The organism is Vibrio sp. 10N.222.55.A1, from assembly GCF_041473835.1.
Classification (GTDB): domain Bacteria; phylum Pseudomonadota; class Gammaproteobacteria; order Enterobacterales; family Vibrionaceae; genus Vibrio; species Vibrio crassostreae_C.
On record NZ_JBFRSX010000078.1, the window covers coordinates 1 to 13,567 of the forward strand.

A 13,567-nucleotide genomic window follows, 5' to 3' on the forward strand; every position below is an offset into this window, starting at 1 on the left:
AACCCGATGTATCGCTCCAGCTTTCTTCTAAAAAAGCTAATAAGTACTTTAAACCTCTGTGTTTAAAGGCGACCACAAAGGTCACGCTCTTTCTTTAATGCTGCGAAGCATAATCCCCCCAAAAAGCAAATAATCCTCCATCATGGTGGATATTTTTTTGTCTTAAATTTTTCTTAGCAACTGGAATGCTAGTAAACATCAGGTCTCTGAAGCAGATACTTGAGGTTTTTCACATCTATAAACAGACTTATCCACAAAATGTTAGGTGTGGATAACTTGGTTGATAAAGTTATTTCAGTCTTAATTCTTTACATATCCCTAAAAGATCTTTCTTGTTTTCAATATATTAGATGAATTGCAGCGATCGTAACTTGTTGTTTTTTATCAAGTTGGATGCCTATCTTGGATTTAATAAAAGATCGTTAACTTGTTGTTTTTTGATCTTAATCATTTATCGGTACTGTGTTTAACTTTGCTCGGGTGTCGGAAGTTTACGAGAGTTCTGAATTTTTTCCACATTGTTAGAATTGAGAACAAGGTCAAACATTGTTCTAAAATTATGTGCAACGAGTTGTCTTAAATATTGGACTATCGATGTGGGTGTCGCTGTCAATCGTTGATACCAAAAGGGCTAGGCGTCTCTTGGTAGTCCTTTCTCTACTATACGTATCAGTCTGTGCTTTTTGGTGGAGATTTTGCTGTTACTTTTTTGCACACAGCTATTTTTCTGCGTAGAGCTATCTTCTTGCACACTGCTAGCGTTGGGTAACTGCTGTAGTTGTTTATTCAAAGCCCACTCAATATGCACATCAAGCATTTCGTTTTTGCCTTGATGAGACTCCAGGGTTTCAATAATGCGTTGTTGAAATGGTGCATTGCCCATCGCAACAAAGATATTGCGTAACCACTGGGTGTGGCCGATACGTCTGATTGCTGAGCCTTCCATTTTCTTTAGGAAGGTTGCTTCGTCCCAACTTGAAAGTGAAACCAGATCGGCTTCTTGGAAATCTTCTCTGCGGTGAAAGTCTGTTTGCTCTGTGAGTTCGGCATGACGATTCCACGGGCAAACTAACTGACAATCATCGCAACCGTAGATACGGTTACCAATGGCATCTCTATACTCTTCAGGGATCACACCATCATATTCAATGGTTAAGTACGAGATACATTTGCGAGCATCCACTACGCCATCAGCAATAATGGCACCCGTTGGGCAAGAAGTGATACATGCGGTGCATTTGCCGCACTCATCAACACTGGGTTCATCCGTGGGAAGAGGGATGTTAACTAACAGTTCCCCTAGAAAGAACCAAGAGCCAGCGTCTTTATCAAGAATTAATGAGTGTTTACCTGTCCAGCCCAACCCTGCTTTTTGAGCGAGTGGTCTTTCCAAAATGGGCGCTGAATCGACGAAAGGGCGTGAGTCTAAACCCTCGACCTCTTTTTCAATTCTTTGTCCTAGCTTTTTCAACTGGTTACGGAACAATTTGTGATAGTCGCGGCCTAAAGAATAGCGGCTGATGTAGCCTTGAGTGGTATCGCTTAGGTTAGAGGCGAACTGAGCTTCTGGTGGTAGGTAGTTCATTCGAGCGCTGATCACTCGAATTGTGCCTGGGTGAAGTTCATCAGGACGTGCACGCATCATCCCATGTCGAGCCATCCAATCCATTTCGCCGTGGTTGCCAGCATCTAGCCATGCTTGAAGAGGGGCTTCGTGTTCACTTAAATCAACATCGCAGATGCCAACTTTTTGAAAGCCCAGCTCTTTTCCCCAGATTTTAATTTTTTCAGCAAGATGGTCTAGATTCATGGCTTATTTCTTATTTTCTCTGTTTTACAATTAGAGATAAGGCTAATTAAAATTAGGTTCGGCAAAAATGGGGGCGGATCTTAACGGATCTTAGTGGTGTTGACCAGAACAGACGCGTTTTGATCAGTATTTTTCATAGAACTTACACTTGAGTGCTTGTCTCCCAAAAGCATCACGGTTTACTATTCTTGTTCTTTTGATTTTTATATAGTCAACGATCGATTTTTAGAGAACGTATTCATGAGCACGAAACAATTTACTTTGAAAGATGAACAAGCAACGATTCAATTAGGAACGGAGCTTTCTAATCTTTGCTCACAGCAGACGACTATTTATCTGCATGGTGATCTTGGCGCAGGTAAAACGACTTTCAGTCGTGGCTTTGTAAAAGCACTTGGCCATCAAGGAAATGTAAAAAGCCCAACGTATACTCTAGTTGAACCTTATCAACTTGCAGATTGGCAGGTGTACCACTTTGACCTTTATCGCCTAGCCGATCCTGAAGAGTTAGAGTTTATGGGAATTCGTGACTATTTTACGCCGGATGCTATCTGTTTGGTTGAGTGGCCTGAGAAAGGTTATGGGATGCTACCAGAAGCCGATTTGGATATTGATATTCGTTACCAAGACGATCACCGTGTTGTTTCTTTAACCGCTAATAGTGAATACGGACAGCGCTTACTTAGTCAGTTGGAGTTATGTTGATTTCTAAACGCCTTATTTCAACAGTGGCCATGATGGCTGCTGTTTTTTCTATACTGTTTTCTTCACTTGTTTCTGCAAACTCACTGAAAAGTTTAAGGGTTTGGCCTTCTCCAGAAGAAACTCGTGTGGTTATCGACTTAAAATCAGAAGCGGACTTTAGCTATTTCACCCTGAGTAGCCCGAGTCGCTTAGTGGTTGATTTAAAAAATACCAGTCTTGCGACTAAGTTACCGGTCGAGGTGAAAGACAGCCCTGTTCTATCTAAGATTCGTAAGAGCTCACCGCCAGACAAAAACACCTATCGCTTGGTTTTTGAGTTAAAGAAGTCGTCTAAAGCAGAATTATTCAAACTGAGCCCGACCCCAGGTGGTCAGTATGGACACCGTTTGGTGATCGACTTACCTCATGGTGCGGCAAGTAAAGCGACATCGACACCGAGTAAGCCAACGGTAAGTAAGAACATTAATCAGGTTAAGCGCCAGAAAGATATTCTAATTGTGATTGATCCTGGCCACGGTGGTGAAGACCCAGGTTCGATTGGTCCTACGCGTAAATACGAAAAAGACGCGACTCTGAGTATTTCTAAGAAGTTAGCAGCTCAACTGAATGCGGTCCCGGGGATCAAAACTCGTATGACTCGTAATGCTGATTACTTTGTGAACCTGAATCGACGTGTTGCGATTGCTCGAGAGAATGAAGCTCACCTGTTGATCTCTATTCACGCCGACGCCTTTACGACGCCTCAACCAAGAGGTGGTTCAGTGTTTGTATTGAACACTCGACGCGCAAATACAGAGATCTCTCGTTGGATTGAGAATAAAGAGAAACAGTCTGAATTGCTTGGTGGTAGCGGTGCAGCGTTCACAAGCAATATTGATGATAAGAACGTAAACCAAACCCTGCTTGATTTGCAGTTTAGCCACTCTCAAAAAGAGGGCTACAAACTGGCAACGGCAATTCTGTCTGAAATGGGTAAGGTTGCGAAACTGCACAATAGCAAGCCGATTAACACCAGCTTAGCAGTATTACGTTCACCACAGATCCCATCAGTACTGGTAGAGACAGGTTTTATTTCGAATCCGACGGAAGAGAAGCTTCTTTTCCAACGTTCGCACCAAGATAAATTGGCACGAGCAGTGACTAAAGCGGTGGTTAAGTATTTGAAGGCTAACCCGCCTGAAGGGATTATCTTGTCTAACGCAACGTCATCAACGGGCAGCGTGAGCCAACATAAAGTCTCTCGTGGTGAGTCTTTGTCTGTGATTGCGAGCAAGTATGGTACGTCGACACAGACGTTGATGAAGTTCAACAATCTGAAATCGAGCAGCCTAGCAATTGGTCAAGTACTTAAGATTCCAGGCAGTGCTTCAACTTCATCATCAAGCAGTGCGGTTAAAACGAAGACCATCACTCACACGGTTAAGTCTGGAGAGTACCTAGGTAAGATCGCCAGCCGCTATAAAGTGTCGGTGGCTGATATTAAACGTGAGAACCGTTTGAAATCAGAGACGGTGAGAGTAGGCCAAAAGTTACGTATTACGGTTGAAGTTAAAGATGTTCCTCTGCGCAAACACAAAGTTGCAAGAGGTGATTACCTTGGCAAGATAGCTTCGAAATACGGCGTGAGCGTCAACAGCATTCGCCAAGCGAATAAGCTAAGATCTGACAGTCTAGCTATCGGCCAAGTGTTGATTATTCCTCACAAGTAGTCTTGGGAATGCTAAACAGCTTCAGGTATATCAATGATAAAAAATAAGAACTAGTGCAAACGTAGCAGCGTTTCCATCAATGGCAGTAAGGTAGCTATAAATATGACGATCAAAATACTGCCAGCTCGGTTAGCTAACCAAATCGCAGCGGGTGAGGTGGTAGAAAGACCCGCTTCTGTTGTAAAAGAGTTGGTTGAGAACAGTTTGGATTCGGGTGCGACACGTATCGATATTGATATCGAGAAAGGTGGCGCCAAGATGATCCGCGTTCGTGACAATGGTAAAGGCATCGTAAAAGATGAGCTTGCCTTGGCACTGAGTCGTCATGCTACCTCCAAAATCCACACTCTTGATGACCTAGAGGCGATCGTCAGCCTCGGTTTCCGTGGTGAAGCGCTGGCGAGTATTAGCTCGGTTGCGCGCTTGACCATGACTTCACGCCCTGCCACTCAAGATCAAGCTTGGGCAGCACACAGTGAAGGTCGTGATATGCAGGTAAAACTGCAGCCAGCAGCACACCCAATTGGTACTTCGGTTGAGGTGTTGGATCTGTTCTTCAATACACCAGCGCGCCGCAAATTCTTACGCACCGAGAAGACTGAATTCACCCATATTGATGAGTTGCTCAAGCGTATTGCATTAAGTCGCTTTGATGTGACGATCAACCTTCGTCATAACGGCAAGATGATTCGTCAGTACCGCGCTGCCAAGACAGAAGTTCAAGCAGAAAAGCGCATCGCTGCGGTATGTGGCAATCCTTTTGTTCGTCATATGCTTAAGATCGAACTTGAGCATCAAGGCCTAAAACTTCATGGCTGGATCACCACGCCAGAAGGAGCAAGACAACAAAGCGACCTGCAATACTGCTATGTGAATGGTCGTATGATGCGTGACAAGCTGATCAATCATGCGATTCGTCAAAGCTACGAAACCAGCCTGCGTCCAGACCAATTCGCGACGTATGTGTTGTTCATTGAACTCGACCCACATCAGGTGGACGTGAATGTCCACCCTGCAAAACATGAAGTGCGTTTTCATCAAGCGCGCCTTGTGCATGACTTTATTTACCAAGCATTGAGTGATGGTTTAGCACAGAGCAAGCAGATCGATGCTGCACCAATCAATCAGTCGGCTTTTCATCAGTCAGAAGTGATTCATCATCAGCAAGATAGTACGAGCTCTGCAGTTGATGGTGTTGCAAGTTTCGCTGAGCCAGAAAGCGTAATGCCTAGCAGTTCGGATCAAACCCAAGTTTCGGATAGGGTGCGACACGCTATTGAGCAAACGCCTGCCTACCCGAGAAAAGCAGAATCAGAGCACGCTTTTGATAAGCCTCAACACAGCGTTAATGATGGTGGGCGACACTATGTTTCATCAATTAGCCCAAGCTCATCAACCAGTCCAAGTTCATTAGCTGGCCGAAGCTCGGCTACTAGTGACAGCAGTTTTACCGGTTCCTCTCGCCAAGAGTGGATAGAGTCTCGACCTGAACCTAAAAAAGAGAAAGAGCCACACCAACATCATGGTGAACCCGCGCCATCTAAGCGAGAAGTGAAAGCCTATAAAGAGCTTCTGAAAACGCCAGATTTTGATGAGCAAGTTGTACAGCCTTCACTTTCTCAAGAGCATGTGGCACCAGTAGAAACCAGAGACAACTTAGAAAATAAAGAAAATAAAGAAAATAAAGAAGCTAAGCCTGCTCAACAGAATCCTGTTCATTTAAAGCCAAGAGCACCTGTAACGGACTTGGGCAAAGCGGTCTCGATTGTGGAACGTCAGTATCTGGTAATGGGCAATAAGAACGGCAGTGTGCTGGTTTCCTTGGCTAAGGCTGAGTTATTGCGTGTTGTTGGTCAGCTTGATACTCGAGGTGGTGCGTTAAAAAGCCAACCACTATTGGTGCCTTTATCGATTAAGCTGGGTAGTGAACTTGTCGAAGTTGCTAAGGCGCTGAGTCAAACTCTGGCATTACTGGGGATTGAGCTTAAGGCGCGAAACAGCGAGGCGGTAATGGTGATGGGCGTGCCTTCTCCTTTAAGGCAGCAAAACTTACAAATTTTGATCCCAGATCTGTTATCTTACGCGGCTTCAATAAATGCCCAGGGTGCAGTGAAGCAACCTAATGACATGTTGTCAGCTTTGGTTAACTGGATCGGGATTCAAACCGCACAAGTAAAAAGCGACTACACTTTATCTGAAGCGGTTCAACTAGTTGGGGAACTAGAACAACTTTGGCATGGTCTACTTCCATTAGATGATCCAGAGTTTGTTAATCCTATCGACTTTTCAGCGACTATAGCCGCGTTTACGGTTTAATTTTTTCGCGACGACCTTTGTCTTTTTAGCTGAATACGTCGCGACACAAAGCCCTTTGCTAAAAAGCGCTAAAACAGAGAAGCAAATACAAAATATCATGACTGAAAAATTACCTTTAGCGTTGTTTTTAATGGGCCCAACGGCGTCAGGAAAAACAGATTTAGCTATCCGCTTACGTCAGAAATACCCTGTTGAGATCATCAGCGTCGATTCGGCATTGATCTACAAAGACATGGATATTGGTACCGCTAAACCGGATGCGGAAGAGCTTGAGCTCGCGCCTCATCGCTTGATTGATATTTTGGATCCAAGCGAAGCGTATTCTGCGGCAGATTTTCGTCGTGATGCGATCAATGAAATGAATAAGATTGTAGCGGAAGGCAAAATCCCGTTACTTGTTGGTGGCACAATGCTGTACTACAAAGCATTGTTGGAAGGTTTATCGCCATTACCAGCCGCGGATCAAGAGATTCGTAAGCAGATTGAAGCGGAATCTATCGAACAAGGTTGGCAGGCATTGCACGATCAATTAAGAGAGATAGATCCCGTATCCGCTGAAAGAATACACCCAAATGATCCACAAAGGCTTTCAAGGGCATTGGAAGTTTACCGAATTTCGGGTAAAACATTAACAGAGCTAACTCAAACGAAAGGCGATAGCCTGCCATTTCGTGTAAAACAATTTGCAATAGCTCCCAAGGAAAGGACTGAACTCCATCGCCGCATTGAGCTGCGTTTCGAGAAGATGATAGAAGCTGGGTTTGAAGATGAAATGAAGGCGTTGTACGCCAGAGAAGATCTTCACCCTGAACTGCCATCGATCCGATGCGTTGGTTATAGGCAGATGTGGGATTATTTAGACGGTAATTGTGATTTAGACGAAGCGGTTTTCCGTGGTGTCTGTGCAACCCGTCAGTTGGCCAAGCGACAAATCACCTGGTTGCGCAGTTGGGATGATTTAACTTGGTTAGATAGCGAAAACATTGATCAAGCGTTAGAAACTCTTTCAGATGCAATAGCATCTGATTAGTATTGCTGTGTATAATGTGATCGCTTTTGCGTGAATATACTCTGGAAAGGATCCGTTATTGAGGCTTTTAAAAATCACAGCCTTTCAATAACAACGGAGTTTTTTTATTCATTTAGCTCAGATGCAAAGGCCGCACCTTTTTGTGCACCACTAGCTAAATAATTACAACAAAATACAAATAAGGAAAATAAAATGGCTAAGGGGCAATCGCTACAAGACCCATTCCTAAATGCACTCCGTCGTGAGCGCATTCCAGTCTCTATCTATCTTGTTAACGGCATTAAGCTGCAAGGTCAGATCGAGTCTTTCGATCAATTCGTGATCTTATTGAAGAACACAGTAAACCAAATGGTTTACAAGCATGCGATTTCTACTGTGGTACCTGCTCGCGCAGTTAGTCACCACAGCGGCGAGCAACGCACGCCATCTGATCGTCCAGAGAAGACTGAAGATTAATCGTTCAATTTGTACAGCTTGCGCTGTAATAAGGAGTTGGTTGCTTGTTTGACCGTTATGAATCCGGCGAGCGAGCCGTACTTGTTCATATCAACTTCACGCAAGAGGGAGAATGGGAAGATCTAAGCGAATGTGAAATGCTGGTCTCCTCAGCGGGGGTAGAAACGCTACAAGTGATTACTGGTAGCCGACAATCCCCACTCCCTAAATACTACGTTGGAGAAGGTAAAGCCCTAGAAATCGCACAAGCTGTTCAGCTAACCGGTGCTGAAATTGTGATTTTTAACCACTCCCTCTCTCCTGCCCAAGAGCGCAACCTCGAGCAATTGTGTAAATGTCGTGTGATTGATCGCACGGGTTTGATCTTAGATATCTTTGCACAACGTGCGCGAACTCATGAAGGTAAGCTACAAGTTGAGCTCGCTCAGCTTCGTCATATCTCTACTCGACTGATTCGTGGTTGGACTCACCTTGAAAGGCAGAAAGGTGGTATTGGTCTTCGTGGTCCAGGTGAAACTCAACTGGAAACCGATCGACGTTTGTTGCGTGACCGTATAAAGGCAATACTACGTCGTTTAGCGAAAGTTGCTAAACAGCGTGAACAAGGACGACGTGCTCGTAATCGAGCTGAAATCCCAACAATTTCTTTGGTTGGTTATACCAACGCAGGGAAATCAACACTTTTCAATCGCATCACAAGTGCTGGTGTTTATGCGGCAGACCAACTGTTTGCAACCCTAGACCCAACACTACGTAAGATTGATTTGGCAGATGTCGGGCCTGCAATTCTCGCAGATACCGTAGGTTTTATCCGTCATCTACCACACGACTTGGTCGCTGCGTTCAAGGCAACATTACAAGAGACGCAGGAAGCTGACATTTTGTTACATGTTGTTGATGCCAGTGATGACCGTTTTCGTGAGAACATTCAGGCTGTTCATGAAGTATTAGAAGAAATCGATGCTCATGAAGTGCCAACCCTTGTAGTCATGAACAAAATTGACTGCATGGAAGACCAAAAACCTCGAATTGAAAGAGACGAAGAGGGCGCACCTCGCGCTGTTTGGGTTTCTGCAATGGAAGGAGAAGGTATTGAGCTACTGTTTGAAGCTTTAACTGAGCGTTTAGCTAGCCAGATGGTTCAATTCCGGTTGTGTATTCCACATCAACATCAGGGCCGTATTCGCAGCTTATTCTTCGAGATGAAATGTATTCAACAGGAAGAGTATGATGAAAATGGTAACTTGTTGATAGATATCCGAATGCAACAAATAGATTGGTCTAAACTTGAAAAAAGAGAAGGGGCGCTCTTAGGTGACTTTATCGTTACCAAAGAGACTGCTACAGTATAACGTCATATCAAATGATGGAGCTTTCTAATGGCGTGGAATGAGCCTGGAAATAACAACAACGGCGATAATAACGGCCGCGATAATGACCCTTGGGGTAATAAAAATAATCGCGGCGGCCGAGATCAAGGACCGCCAGATCTAGACGAAGTGTTTAATAAACTAAGTCAAAAGTTAGGTGGCAAGTTTGGTAAAAAGGGTGGCAACGGTAACGGGCCATCTATTGGTGGTGGCGGTGCAATTGGCTTTGGTGTCATTGCCGTTATTGCTATTGCTATCTGGTTCTTCGCTGGTTTCTACACCGTTGGCGAAGCAGAAAGAGCAGTAGTACTTCGACTGGGTCAGTTCGACCGTATCGAAGAACCTGGTCTTAACTGGCACCCACGCTTCATCGATGAAATCAGTGATGAGCAACTAGTAAACGTTCAAGCGATTCGTTCTCTACGTGCTGCTGGCACTATGCTAACGAAAGATGAAAACGTTGTGACCGTTGAAATGGGTGTTCAATACCGTGTTTCTGACCCATACAAGTACTTGTATCGTGTAACGAATGCAGACGACAGTTTACGTCAAGCAACCGATTCCGCGCTTCGTGCGGTAATTGGTGACTCACTAATGGATAGTATCCTGACAAGTGGTCGTCAGCAGATTCGTCAAAGCACTCAAGAAACGTTGAACCGTATTATTGATAGCTACGATATGGGTATTCTGATTGTTGATGTGAACTTCCAGTCAGCACGTCCACCTGAGCAAGTGAAAGATGCATTTGATGATGCTATCGCGGCTCGTGAGGATGAAGAGCGTTTCGAGCGTGAAGCTGAAGCTTACCGAAATGACATTCTTCCAAAAGCAACAGGTCGTGCTGAGCGTTTGAAGAAAGAAGCGGTGGGTTACTCAGAGCGCACAGTTAATGGTGCTCTAGGTCAAGTTGCTCAATTCGAGAAACTGCTACCTGAATACCAAGCTGCTCCTGAAGTAACACGTAACCGTATGTACCTAGATACAATGGAAAAAGTGTACTCAAGCACATCGAAAGTCCTGATTGATTCTGAATCAAGCGGTAACTTGCTATACCTACCAATTGATAAGCTAGGCGCACAAGGTGGTTCTCAGTCGGGCTCTCGCCCTGCAAAAGCATCATCAACTTACGATCAAATTGAGTTAGAAACTCAAGCGGATCCAAAGCCTAGCACTCAAACTCGTTCAGACAGTTCACGCCAAGGGAGATACTAATAATGCGTAAATTAATGATCCCTGTATTAGTTGTGACGATTGCCCTTCTATTGATGTCAGTGTTTGTGATTCAAGAAGGTGAGCGTGGCATGGTAATTCGTTTTGGTCGAGTTCTCGATGACAACGGCGTATCACGAATCTATGAACCAGGTCTGCACTTTAAACTACCGATGTTTGATCGCGTAAAAGTACTTGATGCTCGTATTCAAACGATGGATGGCCGTTCTGACCGTTTCGTAACATCAGAGAAAAAAGACGTTCTAATTGATACTTACGCAAAATGGCGTATTGCTGATTTTGGACGTTTCTATCTGAGTACCGGTGGCGGTAATATCATGACGGCAGAAGCACTTCTTGAGCGTAAAGTGACAGATGTTCTTCGTTCTGAAATTGGTTCTCGTGAAATTAAGCAGATCGTGTCAGGCCCTCGCAACAAGGACATCCTGCCAGACTCTGCTGATAGCGAAGTCGTCACAACGGTAGCGGCTGCAGAAGCACTAGAAGTTGATGGCGAACGCGATAAGATCATGGAAAACGTTTTGTCTGGAACGGCAGAAAGTGCGATGGCTGATTTAGGTGTTGAAGTTGTTGATTTTCGTATGAAGAAGATTAACCTTCCTGACGAAATCAGTGAATCTATCTACCGCCGTATGCGTGCAGAACGTGAATCGGTTGCTCGTAGACACCGTTCTCAAGGTCGTGAGAAAGCGGAAGTTATCCGTGCTCAAGCTGAGCTAGAAGTGGCAACAGTTCTTGCTGAAGCTGACCGTACAGCTCGAATCACTCGTGGTGATGCGGATGCAGAAGCAGCGAAGATCTACTCTGATGCGTTCAGCAAAGATCCTGAGTTCTACGGCTTCATGCGTTCATTGCAAGCTTATGAGACATCATTTAGCGATAAGAGCGACATTCTAGTACTGGATCCGAAGACTGACTTCTTCCAATACATGAATCAAGCAAGCGGCGCTCCAGCAAAATAAGCTGATGCGTTAGCGAATGCTTAGCTTAATAAGCAAAATACGTTAAAACTTAAAAGGCTCCCATTGTGGGAGCCTTTTTGTTTTCTATGACTTCTTTCAGGAGGAGACATGTTTGTGGATTCACTATTGGGGCGCGAGGGAAGGCGCTTAACAGCGTTCTACTTATAGAAACCTAGCGGTAGGTCATGAAAGCGATAACCGCTCCAGCCACCACAAGACAGCCTCCAATGCGGCGCAGTTGCGTGTCTGGTTGCTCGCTCAGTTGCGCGACCATGTTTCTCCAGCCATTGGGTGCAATCAAGGGGCCGAGCCCTTCCACAATAAGTACGAGCCCAATAGCGAGCCAAATTGATTGAGACATGGTTCTGCCTTTTGTCTGTAAAAAAGCAATGATATCAGTATCTTTACACATCTGCCCCCAGTTATGGCTGGTTTATTTTTGTACAGCGTTAACGTTTATGAACAAAAAGTGACTGCAAGAAGTGTGATTCAGTGCTAGAATCCATTTTTAATTAGCAACAGAAATTGGAAAGATGGGAAATAACGTAGTCGTTCTAGGCACCCAATGGGGTGATGAAGGTAAAGGTAAAATCGTTGACCTTTTAACTGAAGATGCAAAATACGTGGTTCGCTACCAAGGCGGTCACAATGCAGGTCACACACTTGTAATTGACGGTGAAAAAACCGTTCTTCACTTAATTCCATCAGGCATCCTACGTAATAACGTTAAATGTGTTATTGGTAACGGTGTAGTATTATCGCCTGACGCACTTCTTAAAGAAATGAAGCCTCTTGAAGATCGCGGTATTCCAGTACGTGAACGTCTTTTCATCTCTGAAGCTTGTCCTCTAATTCTTCCGTACCACATTGCAATCGACAACGCGCGTGAAATCGCTCGTGGCGCTAAAGCTATCGGTACAACGGGTCGTGGTATCGGTCCTGCTTATGAAGATAAAGTTGCTCGTCGCGGTCTACGCGTTGGTGACCTTTTCGATAAAGAAGCATTTGCTGAGAAGCTAAAAGAAGTGATGGAATTCCACAACTTCCAACTAGAGCACTTCTACAAAGCTGAAACAGTAAGCTACGAAGAAGTTCTTGAGCAAGCGATGAGCTACGCAGATATGTTAACTGCGATGGTTATCGACGTAACTGACGAACTAGACGCAGCACGTAAGCGCGGCGACAAGATCATGTTCGAAGGTGCTCAAGGTACGCTACTAGATATCGACCACGGTACTTACCCATACGTAACGTCTTCTAACACGACTGCTGGTGGTGTTGCTGCAGGTTCTGGTTTCGGTCCTCGTCACATCGGTTACATCCTTGGTATTACTAAGGCTTACTGTACTCGTGTTGGTTCAGGTCCATTCCCTACTGAGCTATACGATGGCCTTGAGAAGCAAGACCCAGTTGGTAAACACCTAGGCGATGTTGGTCACGAGTTTGGCGCAACAACTGGTCGTCTACGTCGTACTGGTTGGTTCGATGCTGTTGCTATGCGTCGTGCAATCCAAATCAACTCTCTATCTGGTATGTGTCTAACTAAACTAGACGTTCTAGATGGCCTAGAAGAACTAAAAATCTGTACTGGTTACAAGATGAAAGATGGTTCTATCCTAGAAGTTTCTCCAATGGCTGCTGAGTCATTCGAAGAAGCGACGCCAATCTACGAAACAATGCCTGGTTGGTCTGAAAACACATTTGGTGCTAAATCTATCGACGCGCTTCCACAAGCTGCTCTAGATTACATCAAGCGTATCGAAGACCTAACTGGCGTTCCAATTGATATCGTATCAACTGGCCCAGATCGTAACGAAACTATCATCAAGGTTCACCCATACGGCGCATAATGCCTGCTGAGTGATTACCAGGCACGAACAGTGCTTTGATAATAAAATAGTTTTCTAAAAGCCGACTTTATTAAGTCGGCTTTTTAATACCTGCAATTTAGCCGTTCACTCTTTGATGGTGATCTTTTA

11 protein-coding genes are annotated in these 13,567 nt (G+C 44.6%); 9 read left to right on the forward strand and 2 right to left on the reverse strand.

Annotated elements, in window-relative coordinates:
* Positions 1-631: 631 nt before the first annotated feature.
* Entirely contained in the window at positions 632-1,810 is a 1,179-nt protein-coding gene (gene queG / locus AB4493_RS19780) for a tRNA epoxyqueuosine(34) reductase QueG (protein WP_017059922.1), read from the reverse strand.
* A 240-nt stretch (positions 1,811-2,050) separates the two neighbouring features.
* Here queG and tsaE point away from each other — a divergent pair, with 240 nt between their 5' ends.
* The 8 genes from tsaE (at position 2,051) to hflC (ending at position 11,588) form a co-directional block, all read left to right on the forward strand.
* The gene (tsaE, locus tag AB4493_RS19785; RefSeq protein ID WP_017059923.1) at positions 2,051-2,515 is read left to right on the forward strand and encodes a tRNA (adenosine(37)-N6)-threonylcarbamoyltransferase complex ATPase subunit type 1 TsaE; all 465 of its coding nucleotides are present in this window, start codon (positions 2,051-2,053) and stop codon (positions 2,513-2,515) included.
* The gene (locus AB4493_RS19790) at positions 2,509-4,224 is read left to right on the forward strand and encodes an N-acetylmuramoyl-L-alanine amidase (protein WP_017067933.1); all 1,716 of its coding nucleotides are present in this window, start codon (positions 2,509-2,511) and stop codon (positions 4,222-4,224) included. Before tsaE ends, AB4493_RS19790 begins: the two co-directional genes overlap by 7 nt.
* A gap of 102 nt (positions 4,225-4,326) precedes the next feature.
* Positions 4,327-6,540, forward strand: coding sequence for a DNA mismatch repair endonuclease MutL (gene mutL / locus AB4493_RS19795; protein WP_372155670.1), 2,214 nt, complete (start codon positions 4,327-4,329; stop codon positions 6,538-6,540).
* Between the two features lie 97 nt (positions 6,541-6,637).
* Positions 6,638-7,570, forward strand: coding sequence for a tRNA (adenosine(37)-N6)-dimethylallyltransferase MiaA (gene miaA / locus AB4493_RS19800; protein ID WP_017059926.1), 933 nt, complete (start codon positions 6,638-6,640; stop codon positions 7,568-7,570).
* A gap of 192 nt (positions 7,571-7,762) precedes the next feature.
* Positions 7,763-8,026: an RNA chaperone Hfq gene (hfq, locus tag AB4493_RS19805; protein WP_017059927.1), complete on the forward strand. Its 264-nt coding sequence runs from the start codon at positions 7,763-7,765 to the stop codon at positions 8,024-8,026.
* Between the two features lie 44 nt (positions 8,027-8,070).
* On the forward strand, positions 8,071-9,378 hold the full coding sequence (gene hflX, locus AB4493_RS19810) for a ribosome rescue GTPase HflX (RefSeq protein ID WP_017059928.1): 1,308 nt from the start codon (positions 8,071-8,073) through the stop codon (positions 9,376-9,378).
* A gap of 27 nt (positions 9,379-9,405) precedes the next feature.
* Positions 9,406-10,608, forward strand: a complete 1,203-nt coding sequence (hflK, locus tag AB4493_RS19815) for an FtsH protease activity modulator HflK (protein ID WP_017063176.1) — start codon at positions 9,406-9,408, stop codon at positions 10,606-10,608.
* Between the two features lie 2 nt (positions 10,609-10,610).
* Positions 10,611-11,588 carry a protease modulator HflC gene (gene hflC, locus AB4493_RS19820; protein ID WP_017059930.1) on the forward strand — a complete coding sequence of 326 codons (978 nt, stop codon included), beginning with the start codon at positions 10,611-10,613 and terminating at the stop codon, positions 11,586-11,588.
* A 172-nt stretch (positions 11,589-11,760) separates the two neighbouring features.
* On the opposite strand, the gene AB4493_RS19825 is transcribed toward hflC, so the two are convergent.
* The gene (locus AB4493_RS19825; RefSeq protein WP_010434105.1) at positions 11,761-11,949 is read right to left on the reverse strand and encodes a DUF2065 domain-containing protein; all 189 of its coding nucleotides are present in this window, start codon (positions 11,947-11,949) and stop codon (positions 11,761-11,763) included.
* Between the two features lie 172 nt (positions 11,950-12,121).
* On the opposite strand from AB4493_RS19825, the gene AB4493_RS19830 reads away from it, so the two are divergent.
* Complete coding sequence (locus tag AB4493_RS19830; protein ID WP_010434108.1) at positions 12,122-13,438, forward strand: adenylosuccinate synthase; 1,317 nt, start codon at positions 12,122-12,124, stop codon at positions 13,436-13,438.
* The last annotated feature ends 129 nt before the right edge of the window (positions 13,439-13,567 follow it).